The sequence below is a fragment of the Lactobacillus kitasatonis DSM 16761 = JCM 1039 genome (assembly GCF_000615285.1).
In the GTDB taxonomy this organism is placed as follows: Bacteria; Bacillota; Bacilli; order Lactobacillales; family Lactobacillaceae; genus Lactobacillus; species Lactobacillus kitasatonis.
Genome location: NZ_BALU01000005.1, coordinates 86,433 through 107,279 on the forward strand (window position 1 = coordinate 86,433; position 20,847 = coordinate 107,279).

The 20,847-nt window shown below is 37.2% G+C and carries 17 protein-coding genes and 3 pseudogenes; 18 read left to right on the forward strand and 2 right to left on the reverse strand.

All coding sequences use genetic code 11. The annotated features are described in order from the left end of the window. Nucleotides 1-64: 64 nt before the first annotated feature. The 5 genes from rnc to JCM1039_RS10725 all read left to right on the forward strand — a co-directional run bounded on the left by rnc (nt 65) and on the right by JCM1039_RS10725 (nt 7,570). Nucleotides 65-751: a ribonuclease III gene (gene rnc, locus JCM1039_RS04800; protein WP_025014867.1), complete on the forward strand. Its 687-nt coding sequence runs from the start codon at nt 65-67 to the stop codon at nt 749-751. 12 nt (nt 752-763) lie between these two features. Beyond that, entirely contained in the window at nt 764-4,333 is a 3,570-nt protein-coding gene (gene smc, locus JCM1039_RS04805; protein ID WP_025014868.1) for a chromosome segregation protein SMC, read from the forward strand. After that, a complete protein-coding gene (gene ftsY, locus JCM1039_RS04810) occupies nt 4,334-5,641 on the forward strand; it encodes a signal recognition particle-docking protein FtsY (RefSeq protein WP_025014869.1) in 1,308 nt (435 codons plus the stop codon). 42 nt (nt 5,642-5,683) lie between these two features. Continuing rightward, entirely contained in the window at nt 5,684-7,105 is a 1,422-nt protein-coding gene (locus JCM1039_RS04815) for a C69 family dipeptidase (RefSeq protein WP_025014870.1), read from the forward strand. Nucleotides 7,106-7,222: 117 nt separating this feature from the next. After that, entirely contained in the window at nt 7,223-7,570 is a 348-nt protein-coding gene (locus JCM1039_RS10725; protein WP_051523210.1) for a winged helix DNA-binding protein, read from the forward strand. Nucleotides 7,571-7,630: 60 nt separating this feature from the next. Here JCM1039_RS10725 and JCM1039_RS04825 read toward each other — a convergent pair whose 3' ends face one another. Continuing rightward, nucleotides 7,631-9,058, reverse strand: coding sequence for an APC family permease (locus tag JCM1039_RS04825; RefSeq protein ID WP_025014871.1), 1,428 nt, complete (start codon nt 9,056-9,058; stop codon nt 7,631-7,633). Between the two features lie 201 nt (nt 9,059-9,259). Here JCM1039_RS04825 and JCM1039_RS10730 point away from each other — a divergent pair. The 9 genes and pseudogenes from JCM1039_RS10730 (at nt 9,260) to JCM1039_RS10740 (ending at nt 15,830) form a co-directional block, all read left to right on the forward strand. Continuing rightward, nucleotides 9,260-9,979: pseudogene (locus JCM1039_RS10730) on the forward strand (GRP family sugar transporter). Between the two features lie 87 nt (nt 9,980-10,066). Continuing rightward, entirely contained in the window at nt 10,067-10,408 is a 342-nt protein-coding gene (gene ylxM, locus JCM1039_RS04835; RefSeq protein WP_025014872.1) for a YlxM family DNA-binding protein, read from the forward strand. Nucleotides 10,409-10,411: 3 nt separating this feature from the next. Continuing rightward, the gene (gene ffh / locus JCM1039_RS04840) at nt 10,412-11,842 is read left to right on the forward strand and encodes a signal recognition particle protein (RefSeq protein WP_025014873.1); all 1,431 of its coding nucleotides are present in this window, start codon (nt 10,412-10,414) and stop codon (nt 11,840-11,842) included. 89 nt (nt 11,843-11,931) lie between these two features. Then, nucleotides 11,932-12,203: pseudogene (gene rpsP / locus JCM1039_RS10735) on the forward strand (30S ribosomal protein S16). A gap of 66 nt (nt 12,204-12,269) precedes the next feature. Then, nucleotides 12,270-12,785, forward strand: a complete 516-nt coding sequence (gene rimM, locus JCM1039_RS04850; RefSeq protein ID WP_025014874.1) for a ribosome maturation factor RimM — start codon at nt 12,270-12,272, stop codon at nt 12,783-12,785. Continuing rightward, nucleotides 12,775-13,494, forward strand: a complete 720-nt coding sequence (gene trmD / locus JCM1039_RS04855) for a tRNA (guanosine(37)-N1)-methyltransferase TrmD (RefSeq protein ID WP_025014875.1) — start codon at nt 12,775-12,777, stop codon at nt 13,492-13,494. The genes rimM and trmD overlap by 11 nt, the downstream gene beginning before the upstream one ends. A 212-nt stretch (nt 13,495-13,706) precedes the next feature. Beyond that, nucleotides 13,707-14,054 carry a 50S ribosomal protein L19 gene (gene rplS, locus JCM1039_RS04860; protein ID WP_003629071.1) on the forward strand — a complete coding sequence of 116 codons (348 nt, stop codon included), beginning with the start codon at nt 13,707-13,709 and terminating at the stop codon, nt 14,052-14,054. A gap of 341 nt (nt 14,055-14,395) precedes the next feature. Continuing rightward, the gene (locus JCM1039_RS04865; RefSeq protein WP_025014876.1) at nt 14,396-15,043 is read left to right on the forward strand and encodes a uracil-DNA glycosylase; all 648 of its coding nucleotides are present in this window, start codon (nt 14,396-14,398) and stop codon (nt 15,041-15,043) included. After that, a pseudogene (locus tag JCM1039_RS10740) lies at nt 15,043-15,830 on the forward strand (SGNH/GDSL hydrolase family protein). Before JCM1039_RS04865 ends, JCM1039_RS10740 begins: the two are co-directional and overlap by 1 nt. A 34-nt stretch (nt 15,831-15,864) precedes the next feature. Here the strand turns inward: JCM1039_RS10740 and lexA are convergent. Continuing rightward, nucleotides 15,865-16,491: a transcriptional repressor LexA gene (gene lexA / locus JCM1039_RS04875; protein WP_013438156.1), complete on the reverse strand. Its 627-nt coding sequence runs from the start codon at nt 16,489-16,491 to the stop codon at nt 15,865-15,867. 151 nt (nt 16,492-16,642) lie between these two features. Between lexA and JCM1039_RS04880 the strand changes: the two genes are divergently transcribed. The 4 genes from JCM1039_RS04880 to JCM1039_RS04895 all read left to right on the forward strand — a co-directional run bounded on the left by JCM1039_RS04880 (nt 16,643) and on the right by JCM1039_RS04895 (nt 20,829). Then, the gene (locus JCM1039_RS04880; protein ID WP_081775143.1) at nt 16,643-16,906 is read left to right on the forward strand and encodes a DUF896 domain-containing protein; all 264 of its coding nucleotides are present in this window, start codon (nt 16,643-16,645) and stop codon (nt 16,904-16,906) included. A gap of 65 nt (nt 16,907-16,971) precedes the next feature. Next, nucleotides 16,972-17,190, forward strand: a complete 219-nt coding sequence (locus JCM1039_RS04885; RefSeq protein ID WP_013438154.1) for a YneF family protein — start codon at nt 16,972-16,974, stop codon at nt 17,188-17,190. 83 nt (nt 17,191-17,273) lie between these two features. Further along, on the forward strand, nt 17,274-19,040 hold the full coding sequence (locus JCM1039_RS04890; protein ID WP_025014878.1) for an ABC transporter ATP-binding protein: 1,767 nt from the start codon (nt 17,274-17,276) through the stop codon (nt 19,038-19,040). Further along, on the forward strand, nt 19,033-20,829 hold the full coding sequence (locus JCM1039_RS04895) for an ABC transporter ATP-binding protein (RefSeq protein ID WP_025014879.1): 1,797 nt from the start codon (nt 19,033-19,035) through the stop codon (nt 20,827-20,829). Before JCM1039_RS04890 ends, JCM1039_RS04895 begins: the two co-directional genes overlap by 8 nt. Nucleotides 20,830-20,847: the final 18 nt, after the last annotated feature.

The window sequence follows — 20,847 nt, forward strand, 5'->3', positions numbered from 1 at the left end:
TTTTCGCATTCAAATTTTACTAGTAAAACTGGTATAATTTATTAAGTATAAAAGGGGCAATTATATGGTAAGTACAAAATTTTTAAAGAAATTAAAAGACGAATATGATGTTGAGTTTAATGATGAAAAACTACTAGAAGAAGCATTTACACATTCTTCATATTCTAATGAACACCCTGATGATGGGATTCGTGATTATGAAAAACTAGAATTTTTAGGTGATGCCGTTCTTGAACTGGCCGTATCTAATTATTTATATCGTCATTACCCTAAATTAAATGAAGGTGAATTGACTAGATTAAGATCTAATATTGTTAGAACTGAAGGGTTCTCTGAATTTGCGATTGAATGTGGTTTTCAAAAGGAAATTCATTTAGGAAATGGTGAAGAAAAAGCTGGAGCTAGAAGTCGGAAAACTTTGCTAGAAGATGTTTTTGAAGCCTTTAACGGTGCTTTGTATCTTGATCAAGGGATGCCGGCAGTTGAACATTTCTTGCATCTAACAGTCTATCCTTTAATTGATAAAGGTGAATTTGATGATTCACGTGATTATAAGACAGACTTACAGGAACTTTTGCAACAAAATGGTCCCGTTAATATTGAATATTCAGTAATTAGTGAATCACAATTGCCATCACATTTTGTGGTTGAATTGAAGATCAACGATGAGGCTAAGACTCGCGGTGAAGGCCATAATAAAAAAGCGGCTGAGCAACAAGCTGCTAAGGCTGCTTTAAAAGAATTAGAGTAAGGGGACGAAAAAGTGCCATTAACAGAATTAGTGCTCGATGGTTTTAAATCATTTGCGGAAAAGACAACTATTCACTTTAATGACGGAATAACTGGCATCGTTGGACCTAACGGTAGTGGTAAAAGTAACATCACTGAAGCTATACGCTGGGTAATGGGAGAATCAAGTGCTAAATCCCTTCGTGGTACTAACATGAAGGATGTCATTTTTGCGGGAAGTCAATACCGTAAACCACTGAATAAAGCAGAGGTTACTTTAGTATTTGATAATAAGGATCATGAATTGGCTTTTGATGCCGACCAAGTTTCAATTACTAGAAGAATCTTGCGTTCAGGTGATAGCGAATTTCTCATTAATAATCAACAAGCAAGAATGCGCGATGTACGTGCACTTTTCCTTGATTCTGGAATTTCACCAAATAGTTTGGCAATTATTTCTCAGGGGCGCGTTGATCAAATCTTAAATTCTCGTCCAGAACAAAGACGACTTATTTTCGAGGAAGCAGCTGGTGTGCTTCACTTTAAGCAGCAAAAAGAAGAAGCACAGACGCAACTCAAAAAGACACAAGATAACTTAATTAGAATTAATGATTTAGTTAAAGAACTCGAAGGTCGTCTTGAGCCGTTACATGAACAAAGCTCACTGGCTAAAGAATATCAATTTCAAAAGGCAGGTTTAGACAAGAAATTAAAGAGTCTATTGGCTTTTGAAATTGAAGATATCAACCGTCAAAAAGAAGATGTAGAAAAGTCTGCTAAGAAGAGTCAAGTTCTTTTATCTAAATTAGATAATGAAGTTAAGGACTCTCAAGATGCAGTTTCTGAAAAACGAGGCGAGTATAAGAAACTGCAAACTGAGCGTGATAATACGCAAAAGCAACTGCTTGAATTAAGTAAGAAATTGTCCGATTTGGATGCTAGCTTGCAAATGGCAGAGCAATCTCGTCAGTTTGATGATGCGACTAAGGTCGAGTATCAAAATCAAGTTAAGAGTTTGAAAAATAGCCTGGTTAAATTAAATGAAGACTTGGCTTCTTTGCAAAAGAATGCGACAGAGTTAAAGGATAAGCAGGCTGTTTTACAAAAGCAACGTGATGAATTAACTGCAGAATTAAAGGAAGATCCAGAAGAATTAAATAAGAAACTGGAAAGCTGCAGAAATGATTATATTCAATTGCTTCAAGATCAAGCGACGACTAATAACCAAATCGTTAACTTGAATACTGAATTAAAGCGAAGCAAAGCCGATACTAGTTATCAAAATAGCGATGTCTCAAAGCAATTAAGTGAGGCAAAGACTGAACTCGAGAAGCTCCGTGCCGAAGGAAAAACTTTAACTGAAAAGCGCAAGAGTGAAAAGATCAAGTTAGCCGAAGTTGGCGATCAAAATAGCGACTTGACTAATAAGGTTAATCAATTGCGTCAGACAGTTGCCGACGAGCGAGGAAAATTAGAAAAAATTGAGGCTCGTCATGAAGCTTTAGTTAACATCCAAAAACGTCACGAGGGTTATTACTATGGAGTTCGTAATGTTTTAAACAACATGAATGCCTTTCCTGGCGTAATTGGTGCAGTAGGTGAATTGATTTCCTTCCCAGTTGAACTAGAAGCTGCAATGACCACTGCTCTTGGGGGCGGCGTTCAGGATTTAATTACCGATAGCAGAATTAGTGCTAGAAACGCAATTAACCAATTGAAGCGCAATCGTGCAGGTCGTGCCACTTTCTTGCCATTAGACGGTTTGCGTCAATATGGCATCCCTCAGTCAACCGTAACTACACTTGAATCATATGAAGGTTTCAAAGGTGTAGCCAGTGACTTAGTTGAAAGCAAAACAAGTCATAATATTAGTGCCGCAATTAATTATTTATTAGGTAGTGTAATCATCGTAGACAATATTGATACTGCATTATCTATTTCTAAGCGGATTAATCGCTACCGAATTGTTACTTTAGATGGGGATGTAATTTCACCAGGTGGTTCAATGACCGGTGGTCAAAGAAACCAACGTAATAATTCTCCACTTCAAACTGCAACTGAGATCAATCAATTAGAAAAGCAAATTAAATCTTGGACTAAGACGTTAGACGAAGATCAGAAACAGCTAGAAATTTTAATTGAACAAGAACAAAGAGTAAATACTGAATTACAAAAGCTTCAAAGTTCTTTGCAAGAAACTAACCAATCAATTAATGAAGCTGCTATTTCTTTCCAAAGCCAAGAAAAAGAAGTTAAGCGTTTAACTGATGCTAATACTTTGTATGAATCCAGAATTAAAAAACGCGCTTCACGAATCAAAGATTTACAAAAACAAATTGAAGAAGCTCAAACTAAGCAGAATCAACTAACTAAGCAGGGCGAAGAGCAAAGAACTGCAATGAATCAGTTGCAAGAAAAAATTAGAAATTACAATAGCTTAAGTCAAAAGGTACAGGATAAGCTTTCCAAGTTAGATCCTGATATTGCTGTTTACACCAACAAGTTAGAAAATTTGCGTAGTCAAGAAAATGAGAAAAAGTTGCAAATTGATAACAATCAAAAACAAACTGCAGATTTGACTCAAAAATTGCAAGCTCTGACTCAAAATAGTGAGCGTTCAGTTAAGAAGAATACTGATCTGAAGAACCAAAAGACAGACATTAAGCACCAAACTGATAAATTGCAAACTAAGTTGAATGAACTCAGTTCACAATTGGGTCAATTCGATGCGCAAATTAACCAATTAGATCAAGTGGCTAGTCGTAATTATGAATTACGTAAAGATGCCGCTCTTGAACAAGAAGGCTATTCAGTCCAACTTGCCAAGTTTAATAGTTCAATTAATCAGCGTCTTGAGACTTTGCGGGATGACTATTCATTAACTTATGAAGCGGCTCTTGCTCAAGCCGAAGGCGAAAATAACGAAGATACAAGAAACGAACTAGCTAAGAGCGTTAAATTACATCGCATGTCAATTGAAGATATTGGGCCTGTTAACCTTGATTCAATCCAAGAATATGAAGATGTAAAGAAACGTTATGACTTCTTAAGTGGACAACAAAATGACTTGCTTAAGGCACGTGATGACCTTGAGAAGTCAATGAATGAGCTTGATGAAGAAGTTAAAACTCGGTTTAAGAATACGTTCAATACTGTTGCAGCCAGCTTTAAACAAATCTTCCCTGTAGTCTTTGGTGGAGGAAAGGCTAAGCTTGAATTAACTGATCCAAACAACCTACTAGAAACAGGAATTGAAATCATTGCGCAACCACCTGGCAAGAAATTACAACGCTTGAGTTTGCTTTCTGGTGGTGAAAGAGCTTTGACCGCCATTACTTTGTTATTTGCTATGTTACAAGTAAATCCAGTGCCATTCTGTGTGCTAGACGAAGTAGAAGCTGCCCTTGATGATGCAAATGTAACTCGATTTGCACAATTCTTGCTTAAATATGACATGAAGACACAATTTATCGTGATTACTCATAGACGAGGCACTATGCGTCAGGCAGATCAGTTGTATGGTGTAGTAATGCAAGAATCTGGTGTTTCTCAAGTATTGTCTGTATCATTAAAAGAACTGAAAAACAAACATGAGGTGAGATAATTGGGATTATTTGATCGAATTAAAAAATCTCTCTTTGGTAAAAAAGATGAAGACGAAGAAGAGAAAAAAGAAGAACAACCCAAGCAAGAGGAAGAAAAGCAAGAACAGGAATCGGAAGAATCTACTGAACCTGAAAAAGTAGAATCAATTGAGGAGCAAGAAGAGACTTCTTCAGATAAAAACGAAGAAGAAACTACCTCTGAAGCTGAAATCGAATCAGAAGAAAAAGAAGAACCTGAGGAACAACCAGCTGAAGAAGAAAACTCATCAGAAGAACCTGAATCAGTAGATGAAAATTCTGAAACAGAGTCTGTAAGTGGACCAGAATTTGATACTGAAACGGAAAAATCATCAGAGGAAGAAACTGAAGAAGATTCTCCAGAAAAGCTTTATGAAAAAGGCCTAGAAAAAACCAATAAAGGTTTTGGTGCTCGTTTAAATGCCTTCTTTGCTAAGTTCAGAACAGTTGATGAAGACTTCTTTGACGATCTTGAAGATTTGTTAATTGAATCAGATGTTGGTTTTGAGACAGCTGAACAATTGACTGATGAATTACGTGAAGAAGCTAAATTGCAAAATGCAAAATCACGTGATGATTTGAAACAAGTAATCGTTGAAAAATTGGTTGACCTTTATGATCAGGGCGGTCAAGGTAAAGACGAAAAGTTAGCTTACAATCCGGATGATAAGCCTAATGTTTATCTTTTTGTAGGTGTTAACGGTGCCGGTAAGACTACCACTATTGGTAAGTTGGCTAAGCGCTTTAAGGATGAGGGTAAATCAGTAATTTTAGCTGCCGCAGATACTTTCAGAGCCGGTGCGGTTGAACAGCTAGAAGAATGGGGCAAACGCGTTGGTGTTTCAGTAGTGACTGGTAAAGAAAAGGCTGACCCAGCTTCAGTTGTTTATGATGCAACTGAACGTGCCATTAAAGAACAAGCTGATTATCTTTTGGTCGATACAGCAGGTCGTTTGCAAAATAAGAAGAACTTGATGGCCGAACTTGAAAAGATTCAAAGAACGATCAAGAAATTATTACCTGATCAACCAACTGAAACCTTGTTGGTATTAGATGGCTCAACTGGACAAAATGCCCTTTTGCAAGCTAAGGACTTTGACAAAACTACTAAGTTAACAGGATTAGTTTTAACCAAACTAGACGGTTCTTCAAAGGGTGGGGTTGTTTTAGCAATCCGTAACGAAATGAAGTTACCAGTTAAATTAGTTGGTTTAGGCGAAAAGGCAGAAGATTTGGCAGATTTTGATGCCGCAAATTATGCTATTGGTCTTTTCCATGGCTTAGTCTAGTGATAAAGTTAGAGTATATACTATATTAATAAGGAGAATTTTATGAAAGAATATAGCGCTTGTACTACTATTTTGGTAGGTAAGAAAGCATCAATCGACGGCACTACTATGATTGCTCGTAACGACGATACTTTTCGTCCTATTACCCCACAAAAGTTCATTATTGAACCAGCTCGTCATGGTGAAAAGAAACACATTAAGTCATGGCTTAACAAGTTTGAAATGGATCTTCCAGAAGATGCTCAACGTGTTCCAGCTGTTCCTAATGTTGATTACAAGCACCGTGGTTACTACGATGAAAGTGGCATTAACCAAGAAAACGTTGCTATGTCATGTACTGAATCAACTTACGGTAACGAAAGAACTTTAGCATTCGATCCACTCGTTAAGGATGGTTTGGACGAAGATTGTATGCAAACTTCAGTATTGCCATACATTCACTCAGCTCGTGATGGTGTTAAGTACTTGGGTAAATTAATTGCTAAGTATGGTTCACCTGCAGGTAACTCAGTTTTATTCAGTGACAAAGACGAAATCTGGTACATGGAAATTGTTACTGGTCACCACTGGGTAGCAGAACGTATCCCAGATGACTGCTACGCTGCAACTGGTAACCGTGTTGCTATTGAACAAGTTGACTTCGATAATCCTGACTACTTCATGTGGAGTGAAGGTATTCAAGAATTCGTTGAAGAACATCATTTGAACCCAGATCACGAAGGTTGGAACTTCCGTCACATCTTCGGTACTTACACTGAACAAGACCGTCACTACAACACTAACCGTCAATGGTACATCCAAAAGTTGTTCAACCCAGAAATTGAACAAGACCCACAAGATGGTGACATTCCATTCATCCGTAAGGCTGCTAAGAAGATCACCAAGGAAGATATCGAATTTGCTTTGGGTTCACACTACCAAGATACTCCATACGATCCATTTGGTAAGGGTACTGATGAAGAAAAGCACCGCTACCGTCCAATTGGTTTGAACCGTACACAAAACGCCCACATTTTGCAAATTAGAAGCGATGTTCCAGAAGATCGTGCCGCAATTATGTGGTTATGTATCGGTGGTCCAACATTCACTCCATTCATTCCATTCTTTGCTAACATGAACGATACTGATCCTTCATTTAACAACACTTCAATGGACTACAACATGAATGATGCATGGTGGTACTACAAGTCATTTGCTGCACTTGTGGAAAGTCACTACCCACAATTTGTACAGCTTGACACCACTTACCTTACTGAACTTAACCGTTACTTTAGAGGTCGTGTTGAAGAAATTATTAAGGACTCAGAAGGTAAATCAGGCGAAGAATTGACTGAATTCTTAACTAAGGAAAACCAAAAGACTGTTGCTCATACTCGTAAAGAAACTGAAAAGTTATGGGGTCAAATGATAATTGACTCAATCAACATGTCTAAGTTAACTTTCAACATGGATGAAAACCTTTAATATAGACTAAAAAGCAGCGTAATGCTGCTTTTTTGTGAATTTAAAAGGAAGATATAGATGGCAGAAGGTAGAATTGGCTTATTTCTGACTAAGATCAGTAATGAAGTTGAAAAATAAATGGATGACGATTTAAAGAGCTTCGGTATTAGTGCTAATGAACTTGAAGTTTTAATTGAATTACGTCATCATAAGAATGGTAAGTCTTTTAGCAAGTTAGCTAAAGAAATTCATGTAACTGATGAAAAGCTTAAGCAATTAATTTCTGAGCTTGAACAAAAGAATTTGATCACTGTTTCAGATAATACGGCCGTTGAAACTGATAAAGGTATCTATTTGTGCAAGAAGGTTGAAAAGTACCGTGAAGATACTGATCAAACAATTACAGGGATGTTAAGCAAAGATGAAACTTTAGGCTTAGTAAAAGTATTAAAGAAGATGCTTAAATCAAGCGAAGATAAAGATTAATTGATGGCATTAAAAAAGTGACTAGGAATTTTTCCTAGTCACTTTTTGTTTACAGAATAATTATTTCTTTTTATCTAAGGTAGAGTGATGGATACCGTAGCCGAAGTAAATAATTAATCCTAAAATGAACCAGATACCAGCGTAAAGCTTAGCTTGATAGTCTAATCCTAAGAAGACGATTAAAGCAGCTAAGAAGCCTAAAGCAGGCAATACTGGGTAAAATGGCATCTTAAATGAAGGATCATCAATATCTTTACCTTCACGTGGACGTAATTTGTAAATACCTAATGATACAAACATAAATGCAATTAAGGTTCCCGCAGAAACAAGTTGTGACAACATTGAGAATGGGAAGAAGGCACCAAGCAAGATGGCAACGACAGTTAAAGTCCATAATGCATTGTTTGGTCGACGATCTGCATTTAATTTACCTAACCATTTAGGAAGCATTCCGTCACGGCCAAATGAATAAATCAATCTTGAACCTGCCATGCTCATTCCAATTAAAGCAGTAAACATACCAAGTACTGCAATGGTTTGTACAGTGATTGCTACGATTGGATGTCCGGCATAACGAAGGGCAAGTCCAACTGGTTCAGCTGAGTTAGCATATTTTTGGTATGGCATCATTCCTACAAGGACAAGACTAACGCCAACAAATAAGGTAACGGCAATAGCCAATGAACCTAAGATACCACGTGGCATCGTCTTTTGTGGATCAATGGCTTCAGCTGAGTTGGCCGCAATTGAGTCAAAACCGATATATGATAGGAAGATCATTGAAACACCGGCATAGATTCCTTGCCAACCACCAAATGGTCCGTTAGATGTTATACGGTATTTTGGAATAAATGGAACGAAGTTTGAGCCTTTAATTGCAGTTAAACCTACCACAATAAAGAGTAAGATAGCTAAAACTTTTAAGATAACCAAGCCATTTTCTACACGAGCTGCACGTGATACACCGCGACTAATCAAGATTGAAACTAATAGGATAGAAACCAGCGAAATGATATCGATAATTCCGCCGTTGTTACCAAACGCATTTGATAAAGAGTTTGGTAATTTAATTCCCATTGGGGCAATTAATGCCCGGAAGTTAGCGGAAAGTCCTGAACCAACGAAAGCCAAGGCGATAAAGTATTCTGCAAGCAGCGCCCATCCGGCAACCCAACCCCAGAATTCACCAAAAACAACGTTGATCCATGAATAAGCTGAACCTGCAAATGGCATAGCCGCTGCCATTTCTGCATAAGCAAAGGCCACAAGACCAGCGGCAACCGCGGCTAAGATAAATGAAATTGCGACAGCAGGACCGGTGTGCATAGCTGCAACTTCTCCCGGCAAGGTAAAAATTGAAGCAGAAACGATCGTTCCGACGCCTAATGCTAAGAAGTCTTTTACTTTTAATGAGCGAACCAGGTGTCCATCCTTGTTTTCATAGACGCGTGGATCTTCTTTTTTGTTCATTCTTTGCCAAAGATTCACAACGTAACTCCTCCTTAAAATAATATAGTATGTAATTAATTATAATTAAAAATACGTTAAAACATCAACTGTTTAATTTTGAAAATCTCGCTTTAATAATATTGAAATCGTTTACTTTTAGTTATAAGCAAAAATTATAGTTATAACAAGAAAAGGATCTTTATTTTAAGAAAATAACTTTTTATATGGAGAGGGAGATTTATGGCTTTATTAATCGCTTTAGTTAACTGGAGCATTATCCCATTAACTGTTAAAGATTTGCCTCAAAGCCAGATTGCAGGAATAGGGATTGGTGCTTCAGTCACCGCTTTGATTATTTATTTGTTCACTAGACCAGCATTTGATGCCGCAACATGGGCAGTTGCTTTTATAGCGGAGATGCTATGGACTATTGGACAAATGGGACAGTTCATTTCATATACTCGAATTGGTGTTAGTGGTACTATTCCACTTTCAGCCGGATTCCAATTAGTAGGTAACTCATTGATTGGTGTTTTAATCTTTGGCGAGTGACCAACAGCTCAAGCCAAAGTCATTGCTTTCTGGATTTATTCAAGTTTCCCAAAGCTGATTGCTAAGGATATCAATCCAGGCGTAAATGGCTTAGATTATATTTTCCCAGAAATGCTTGGTGTTTTAGTTGGTACTGTAATTTATGTTATTGGTTCACATTCAACTGCAGTTTATCGCAATAAGATGATCTGGCGAAACAGTCTTGCTGGTGTTGAATTTGGTATTGGTACACTATTTTATATATTCTCTGTTAAGCAAAATGGTGTGACTAATGCGTTTATTTACAGTCAACTTTGCTCAGTAATTTCTACATTCGGTGATATTTGGTTCTTGCACGAAGAAAAATCTAAACGTCAAATGACCTATATTATTATTGGATTGATTTTTATCGTTGGCGCAGTATTTTAACTGGCTTTGCTAAGTAAATTATAAAAGAAGGGTCTTGATATTTTGATCAAGGCCCTTTTTTGATATACTAAAGGCTGGTGAAACTTAATGGATGAATTAACTAAAAACGAAGAGCTTGGCGATTTGTATGCCTATTACGGCACGCTATTAACTCAGGGCCAGCAATCATATTTTGAAGATTATTACTATAATGATTTGTCTTTGGGTGAAATAGCTGTAAATCATCATGTGTCAAGACAAGCAGTTTATGATAATTTAAAACGGTCAAGCAAGATTTTGCAAAATTATGAAGATAAACTTCATATGCGTAGAGATAACGACCATATTGAAAATGTATTGGCGGACGTCTTATTGTCGATTGATAATGACGATAGTCAAACTGCTAAAAATGAGATAACGAATTTATTAAATCAATTGAGGGGAGAGTAACCCATGGCTTTTGAAAATTTAAGTGAACGAATTCAAAAAGCATTAAAAAATTTAACTGGTAAAGGTAAAGTTTCAGAAGAAGATATTAATAAGGCTAGTCGTGAAATTAGATTGGCTTTGCTTGAAGCTGACGTTAACTTCAAGGTCGTTAAGGACTTTATCAAGACGATCAAGAAAGAAGCATTGGGTAAGGAAGTTCAAGAGAGCTTAAACCCAGGCCAACAAGTAATTAAGATTGTTAATGAACAATTAACCAAGATGATGGGTGAGGAAGCTGTTCCTCTTAACAAGTCCAAGCACATTCCTACAATTATTATGATGGTTGGTTTGCAAGGTACTGGTAAAACTACTACCGTTGGTAAGCTTGCCTACCATTTGCAAAAGACCGAAAAGGCTCGTCCACTTTTAATTGCTGGCGATATTTATCGTCCAGCTGCTGTAGATCAGCTTAAGCAAATTGGTGAACAATTAAAGGTACCTGTCTTTAGTGAAGATGGAGAAAAAGATGTCGCTAAGATCGTTCAAGATGGTTTAGCTGAAGCAGATAAGAACAAAAATGATTATATTTTAATCGATACGGCTGGTCGTCTTGAAATCGATGAACCTTTAATGGAAGAACTTGAACGAGTAAAGAAGGTCGCAAATCCAGACAATATTTTACTTGTTGTTGATGCCATGACTGGTCAAGCAGCTACTGATGTGGCTAAGGGATTTGATGAACGCTTAGACGTTACTGGTGTCATCTTAACCAAACTTGATGGTGATACTCGTGGTGGTGCCGCACTTTCAATTCGTGCTGTTACTGGTAAGCCAATCCTCTTTACCGGTCAAGGTGAAAAATTAAGCGATTTGGATATCTTCCATCCAGATAGAATGGCATCAAGAATCCTTGGTATGGGTGACATGCTTTCTTTGATTGAAAAGGCACAACAAGATTATGATGCCAAGGAAGCACAAAAAGTTGCTGAAAAGATGCGCGAAAACACATTCGATTTCAACGACTTTGTTGATCAACTTGAACAAGTACAAAAGATGGGACCCTTGGATCAAATTATGAAGATGATTCCTGGTCTTGCTAACAATCCACAACTTAAGAATTTGAGCGTTGATCAAAAGCAAATTGACCATACTGAAGCTATTGTTTACTCAATGACTGAAGAAGAAAGAGAAAATCCAGATATCTTGAATCCTAGTCGTCGTAGAAGAATTGCGGCAGGTTCTGGTCGTCCAGTTGTTGAAGTAAACCGTATGATCAAGCAATTTAAACAAATGCGTGAAATGATGAGTAAGGTTTCTAAAGGCAATATGAAGGGCTTGAGCAATTTGCCTGGTATGGACTCACCAATGGCTAAAATGGCTATGCGCCGTATGAATAAGAACTTTAAGAAGAACAAGAAGAAGCGTTTACGTAAGGTTAAGAGATTCCATTCATAAAAAATGAGAGGTGTTAAGGAAAAACACTTTACACCTTTTTGTTTTGGTGGTATATTATTAATCGTTAAGTTTTAGGAGGAAATTAATTTATGTCAGTTAAAATTCGTATGCACGCGCTGGTGCCAAGAGAAAGCCATTCTACAGAATCGTTGTTGCAGACTCACGTATGCCACGTGACGGTCGTTTCATCGAACAAGTTGGTTACTACAACCCAGTTTCACAACCAAAGGAATTGAAGCTTGACGAAGACAAGATCTTTGAATGGTTACAAAAGGGTGCACAACCTTCAGACACTGTTAGATCACTTCTTTCAGGTGCTGGCTTGATGGCTAAGTTGCACGATGCAAAATACAACAAGTAATTTGCTATTAGAGAAAGCTTGATGCCTAGTGCTTCAAGCTTTTTTTGTTACTAAAAAGGAGAAACAATGCAATATTTTGATGTTGCAAAAATTTTAACTACGCACGGCTTGAATGGTGAAGTTAAGGTTAACGTAATTACCGATTTCCCAGAAGATCGCTTTGCAGAAGGGATGCAACTAGCTTTAAAGTCTGATACAGATCGAATTTTGACTGTAAAAAAGAGTCGTCCATTTAAACAATTTTGGCTACTTCAATTTGAAGAAGTAACTAACATTGATCAAGCAGAGAAACTTCGCGGTCAAATTTTGGTGGTTAGTGAAGACAACCGTGGTGAATTGCCAGAAGGTGTTTATTACTATAAAGATATTTTTGACTGCGATGTCATTGATAATGAAACTGGCAAACGCTTAGGAAAAATAACTGATATTCAATCACCTGGTGCTAACGATATTTGGCTTGTTCACGAAGATGATGGTAAGGAATATTGGATTCCTAATATTGCAGATGTAGTAAAAAAAGTCGATGTTCCTAATAAAAAAGTTTATGTTGAATTAATGGAGGGATTACGAGATGAAGATTAATGTTTTAACCCTTTTTCCTGATATGTTCACTCCATTGCAAGTTTCAATGTTGGGTCGCGGACTTGAAGATAAAAAGTGGGATCTCAATTTAGTTAATTTCCGTGATTTCACTACAGATGTTCATCACCACGTTGACGACACTCCATATGGTGGTGGCGCCGGTATGGTTTTACAAATTATGCCAATTAAAAAGGCGCTTGATTCACTTCCTTCAACTGGTAAGGTGATTATTACCGCGCCTCAAGGTAAGACTTTTAATGAACAGATGGCACAAGATTGGGCTAAGGAAGACGAATTAACCTTTATTTGTGGCCATTATGAAGGCTTTGACCAACGTGTTTATGACTTAGCTGATGAAACAGTTTCAATCGGTGATTATGTTTTAACAGGTGGAGAATTGCCAACGATGAGCATGATTGATGCTACTGTTCGTTTGATTCCAGGAATTTTAGGTAATGCAGCCAGTCCTGTAGAAGAAAGTTTTTCTCATGGCTTGCTTGAATACCCACAATACACTCGTCCAGCTGATTTTGAAGGGCAAAAAGTGCCAGAAGTTTTAACCAGTGGTAACCACCAAAAGATTGACGAATGGCGCCATTATCAAGCTTTAAAGGCAACTTATCTTCATCGACCTGATATGCTTGAAAAGCGTGAGCTTTCAGATGAAGAAAAGAAGATGCTGGCTGACATTAAAGCTGAAGCAAATTAAAATAAAAACAGCAAACTAAAAGACATGATAACTTGGATTTAAGTGATCATGTCTTTTTATTGTTTATCTTTTTGATAATTGATTTTTAACTTGAACAGTTAGTCTAACCTTGTTATACTAGTAAGCGTGGATTTTCCACGGAATTTATAAGTTATGGGTGTTCCGCTGGCGCTGGTGCGTTGATGAAGACCGAAGAAGGAGAAAAATATATTATGGATCCATTAATTCAAGAATTAACTAAAGAACAAATTCGTGACGATATTCCTGCTTTCCGTGCAGGTGATACTGTTACTGTTCACGTACGTGTTGTTGAAGGTACTCACGAACGTATTCAGTTATTCGAAGGTGTTGTAATTAAGAAGAAGGGTACTGGCATCGGTGCTACTTACACTGTTCGTAAGATTGCTTCAGGTGTTGGTGTTGAAAGAACTTTCCCAGTTAACGACCCACGTGTTGCTAAGGTAGAAGTTAAGCGTCATGGTCGTGTACGTCGCGCTAAGCTTTACTACTTACGTGAACGTCACGGCAAGTCAGCAAGAATTGCTGAAGCACGTCGTTAATAAAATGAAAAATGGTCGATTCGTAAGAATCGACTATTTTTTTACATTAGTTTGTGAAAATAATTAAATGTGAAACTGCTGTGTAACATATAAATTATATCACAAAGTAGTAAAATAATACTTATAATTGCTGATATAAAGATATTTACAGCTTGTGAAAGCTAATTTTAAAAGATCAACATTCTATGTGGAATTAAAACAAAAGCCGCCAGTTATCCACACCGGCGGCTTTTGTTTAGTATTAAATTGTGTTTATTATACTCTAAAAAGCAAAAAAGTGAAATAGCGGTCGGCATTACTTATAATGTAAATGTTAGAAAAAATGAAGGGAGGAAAAGTGGTTGAACTATCCTCAAGAGTTGATAGATGAAGTTAAAAAACGTTCTGCAGGTATGCGACTTGAAGGAATCAATTCAGGTAGTGGACCTAAGCATCCTAAGTTGATGATTATTGGTGAAGCACCCGGCAGAAATGAAATAGTTAATAACATTCCTTTTAGTGGGGATGCAGGCAAAGAATTAAATAAATCTTTAGCACAGATCGGCTTAACTAGAGATGATGTCTACATTACTAGTGCAGTCAGAAGCAGACCATATGCAATTAAAAAGGTCTTTAGTAAGCGTGAGAATAAGGAAGTTACTAAGTATCCCAATCGCAAGCCAACCAAAAAGGAAGTTTTAGCACATGCACCTTTTTTAGACTATGAAATGGATTATGCGCAACCTAAATTAATAGTTGCTTTAGGCAATACCGGATTGGAACGTTTGCTTGGTCCAGGACATAAAATATCGGAAGAACATGGCAAAGTAATTGAAAATACGCCAATTTTACGGCTCAATCGACAAAAAGATGGTTATGTTTGGTCAAAACAAAAATACACGATCTTTCCTGAATATCATCCAGCTGCTGTTTTTTACAATCGCAAACTGAGTGATGATATTATTAAAGATTGGAATATAATTAAGCCTTATCTAGAAAAGGAAAAATAATGAGTAACGAAACTTTTTTAATACCTATTAGACAAAATAATGATTTATCTGATGTTGCCTTAAATGAGTTGAGAATGGATTTGGATGAGCATCCCCTAAATCAACGTAAATATACTGAACTTGCATATTTACCTGGCAACAGCCGCAAGTATAGTTTGAATAGTGTTAAAACGATTGAAAGTCCATTGCGTCATAAGAAGATTTTGTTCTTAGGTTCATCAGTTACTTTTGGCTTTGGTGCTTAGGTGAATCATTTGTAGATTATTTATGGAAGAAAGACGGAATCGAAGCTATTAAAGATGCTGAAAATGGCACGACTTTGGTAGATCAAGATACAAGCTATCATGGTGACTCATACGTTGCCCGTTTTAAGGAAGAGCTTACAGAAGATAAGCCAGATATGCTTGTCTTGCAACTGTCAACTAATGATGCCAATACCAATCAAAAACTGGGTAAAATCAGTTCAGATGATACTTTTGATACGCAAACCATTACTGGTTCTATCGAGTATATCATCAATGAAGCACACAAAAAGTGGGATTGTCCTATTTTGATTTATACCAATCCATACTTTGAAAGTGATCTGTATGAACAAATGGTAGATAGTACGCTTGAACTTGCTAAAAAATGGGGAGTTCAAGTACTGGATCTTTATCATAATTCCGAATTTAAAAAGCAAGATTCACTTTATATGGCTGATGAAATCCATCCAACGCGTGCCGGCTATTTAGAAAAGTGGATGCCATTGTTTGAAGAGCAGCTAAATAATTTATTGCTAAAAAAATAAGCTAAATTCAATTTAGCTTATTTCGTGAATATTATTAATCAATATTGTTACGGTAAAGGCTAACAACCTTACCCAAAATGCTTACCTTTGGCAAAATGATTGGATCCATAGTATCATTTTCAGGTTGGAGGCGGTAATGACCGTTTTCCTTGTAAAAACGCTTAACTGTGGCTTCATTTTCTTCGGTCATAGCAACTACAATTTCACCGTTGTTAGCTGAATTTTGTTTTCTGACAATGACGCTATCGCCATTAAGAATACCAGCGTTGATCATGCTTTCACCGTGAACCTTAAGCATGAAGAGTTCACCAGCATCATTTTCCAAATCTGGTGGAAGTGGGAAGTATTCATCAATGTCCTGTACTGCAAGGATTGGTTGACCTGCGGTAACCACGCCGACAACTGGAATTTCCTTTGGCTTAATGCCAAGGGCATCTTTACCTTCAGGGGTAATTTCCAAGGCACGTGGCTTAGTAGCGTCCTTAATTAATAAGCCCTTGCGCTCAAGACGAGCTAAATGTCCGTGAACAGTTGAAGTTGAAGATAGATTAACTGCGGTACAAATCTCACGCACTGTAGGTGGGAAGCCGCGATGTTCGACAGTGTCATAAATATAGCGTAAAATTTCTAATTGTTTAGTTTCACTATTCTTTTTAGGCATATTTTTTCTCCGTTTATGAAAAATATTATTTTATTCTTTAAAATTAATTTTAACAGAAAAGCCTAGCAATCTCAAACAGGCGTTCTTTGAAAAGTGCTTTTTTTTGAGAGAAAAATACGGTAGACTAGGAATGTTATGTGAGGTGGATATTATGAATAAGGATATTATGAGCAAAGAAGAAGAAAAAAAGGTAACTGACCGTATTAACGAACTTTACCACAAGAAGGTAAAGGAAGGTCTAACTCCTGAAGAAGAAGCTGAACGTAAGGAACTTCATGAGAAGTTTATTGCCAACTTTAGAGCAGCCTTTAAGCAAGACGTTGAAGATATGGTAATTATCGATAAAAACGGTAAAGAAGTAACCTCAGAAAGAGCAAAACGTGCTCAAAGAAGAAAAGGTCTTAGAAAAGATTAATTAAGCCTTTTAAAAAAGTGAAAAATTATGTAAGATATTATTGTTAGTTAGATGGAGGATATAATATGAATTTAGGTTTAGCAATATTTTTGATTATTATTGCACTTTTAGTTGGTGCAACAGCAGGTTTTTATGGTGCAAGAGCATACATGAAGAAATACTTTAAGGAAAATCCTCCTATTAGTGAAGATATGATCGTTGCTATGATGTCTCAAATGGGACAAAAGCCTTCTAACAAGAAGGTTCATCAAGTAATGAACATGATGAAGCATCAACAAAAGTAATTATTAGATTATTTTGTGGTGTTAAGGCGAAGGATTATTCCTTCGTCTTTTTTGGTGCTCTTTTTAAAGAATGGAGTGAGTAAATGAACATATTTAAAAAACTGGGTTGGTTTTTTAAACAAGAAAGGAAACGTTATATTATCGGAATTACTTTTCTTGCTTTAACCTCTTTAGCCAACTTAATTCCGCCAAGAGTATTAGGACTGATGGCGGATCAGCTGGATCAAGGTCACATCTCATGGGGGCAATATGGGATGTTGATTCTAGCTGTTTTGGCTGCCGCCTTCGTTTTATATATTTTGCGCTACTTTTGGCGTAAGCAAATTTGGGGTGGGGCCGCAGAACTAGAACGACAAATGCGTTCTAAACTGTTCGACCACTTTATGATCATGGACAGAACATTTTATCAGCGCCACCGAACCGGTGACTTGATGGCCCATGCAACTAACGATGTGACAGCAATTCAAAACGTAGCCGGTGATGGTGTTTTAACCTTGGTTGACTCACTTGTAATGGGCTTATCAACAATGATTGCCATGATCATTTTCGTTGATTGGCGACTAACCATCGTGGCCTTATTGCCACTGCCATTTTTAGCATTAGGTGCATGGAAACTCGGTGATCGTTTGCATGGTGCATTTGATAAATCACAGGCTGCCTTTTCTCGTTTAAATAATAAAACACAAGAATCTGTATCTGGTATTAAGGTGCTTAAGACCTTTGGTCAAGGAAAGGAAGATACCGAAGCCTTTGACAAAATGGTCGATGACACAATTAACATCAATAAGAAAGTATTTGTATGGGATTCATTATTCGATCCATTAGGTACAACTATTATTGGTGCAACTTATGTGATTACCATTATTTATGGTGGCCTTTTAGTTACAAATAAAGTGCTATCGATTGGTCAGCTCGTTTCCTTTATTGCCTATATTGCCAACATGGTTTGGCCGATGTTTGCGATTGGTTATTTGTTCAATATTTTGGAAAGAGGTAGTGCGAGCTACGACCGTGTAGAAAAGCTACTTTATGAAAAACCGTTAATTACTGATGCCCACGCTGATCAAAGTATTAAGGCTCAAGACTTACAAGGTGATTTGCATTTTGATATTAAATCGTTTGCTTATCCTGATGAAAAGGATATTTCAGTGTTAAAGAACATCGATTTCACCTTAAAACCTGGTCAAACTTTAGGTTTAGTAGGTCGTGTAGGTGCTGGTAAAACGACAATCATTCAGCTGCTATTGAGAGAATTCGACCAATATGACGGTGAAATCACCTTAAATGGCATCAGTATCAAGAAAATTCCGCTTAAAGTTTTACTTAGCCAAATATCTTATGTTCCCCAGAACAACTTCCTCTTTTCAACGAGTATTGGTAGAAATATCGCTTTCTCAGAGGCAGATGCAGGCAAAAATGAGATTGCGGTAGCTGCTAAGAAAAGTGATTTGCACGATGATGTTTTACAAATGCCACATGGCTATGAGACTTTAGTCGGTGAAAATGGACTTTCACTTTCTGGTGGTCAACGTCAAAGAATGTCCATTGCCCGTGCTTTGCTTAAAGATAGCCAAATTTTGATTTTGGATGATGCTTTATCAGCAGTTGATGCAAAGACTGAAACCGAAATTCTAACTTCTTTGAGAAATGAAAGAAAAGATAAGACCACGATGATTGCGGCACATAGATTGACATCGGTCATGGATGCCGATTTGATCTTAGTCTTAAAAGACGGTCAAATTATTGAACGAGGCAATCATCAAGATCTGCTCAAAGAAAATGGCTGGTATGCGGAAATGTGGCGTAGACAAGAAATGCAAGCAAAGGTGGGTGAAGATGTAGATGAATAATGAAGAAAAGCAAGAATCAGTGTGGTCTAAGGCAATCCCATTTAAAGAACAGGTAGCGATTTTTAAACGTTTGATGGGCTTTGTTAAACACTTCAAGTTTGAAATGACCATTGCCTTGATTGGTGCCTTCTTAGTCAGCATTATCAATATTTTGCTTCCGCGTGGATTGCAATATTTCTTAGACAAATTTTTGCTTAAACAAAGTGCAACTGTCCAAATTATTCTGTTTGCGGGTTTGCTTTATGCAGTAGGTTCAATTTTAAAAGCGGTAATTCAGTTTACTTACCAATATTTCTTTGCTTTGGGTTCTGAAAAGACTTTGGAAAGCATTAGAAGAGCGCTTTATCGAAAATTGCATAAGTTAGGGATGCGCTATTTTGACCAAACTCCTGCCGGCTCAATTGTGTCAAGAGTTACTAACGATACGATGACTTTGAGCAACTTCTTAACTGTACTTTCAACAGTAGTAATTGGTGCCTTTTCTGTGGTTACGGCATTGGTGGCAATGTTTACGACTAATGTGATTGCCGGCTGGATCGTTTTAGCATTTGTGCCAATTTTGCTCTTTGTTATTTGGCTCTACTCACAAAAGAGTTCACGTCTTTATCGTAACTATCGTGAACGATTAAGTAGAATCAATGCTAATTTGAATGAATCAATTGAAGGCGTATCAATTATTCAGCAGTTTAATCAAGAAAAGAGAATGACCAACCAATTTGAGGGTGAAAATGGTGGGTTGATGAATACGCGTTTCAACATGATTCGTATTAACTCATTGCTTCTTTCACCTTTGACTAGTTTGCTTTATTCATTGGCCTTAGCTGTGACATTGATGTACTTCGGTTTTCCATTGCAGGCAACATTTGTGCCAGCTGGTGTGGTATATGCTTTCTCACAATACTTGTCACAATTGTTTAATCCAATTTCAACTATGATGGACCAGATGACCTTCTTCCAAGATGGTATCGTAGCCGGTAAGAGAATCTTTGCTATTTTAGATGATGAGCAATATGAGCCAAAGCAAAATGCTCAAGAAGGATTGACTATCAGTCGCGGCAAGATTGAATTCAAGCACGTTAGTTTCTCATATGATGGTAAAAATGAAATCTTGCATGATATTTCATTCGTAGTAAATCCAGGTGAAACTTTAGGTATTGTGGGTCATACTGGCTCTGGTAAAAGCTCGATTATCAATGTAATGATGCGCTTTTATGAATTTGGTAAGGGCGAGATCTTAATTGATGATATAGATATCAGAAAATACCCTAAAGAAGAACTGCGTAAAAAGCTGGGGCTTGTTTTGCAGGAACCATTCATGTTTTATGGTGATATTTCTTCTAATATTCGTTTGTATAATAAGAACATTACAGATGAGCAAATTAAAGATGCGGCTAAGGCAGTTCAAGCGGATCAATTTATTGAAAAGATGCCAGGTAAGTACCATGCTAAGGTAATTGAAGGCGGCGAAGAATTAAGTCAAGGACAGCGTCAGCTGATCTCATTTGCTCGAACTTTGGTAACAAATCCTAAGGTCCTTGTTTTGGATGAAGCTACGGCTAACGTTGATACTGAAACCGAGACTTTAATTCAGCAAGGCTTAAAGCAATTGCGTAAGGGTAGAACCACTTTAGCGATTGCCCACCGTTTGTCGACGATTGCTGATGCGGATCAAATTATTGTGTTGGATAAAGGTAGAATTATTGAACGTGGAAACCATGAGCAGCTCCTGGCTAAGAAGGGTTACTACTATAATTTGTATACCTTGCAGAATAATGAAAATAAAGAATAGCTAATAAAAGACGTTTTG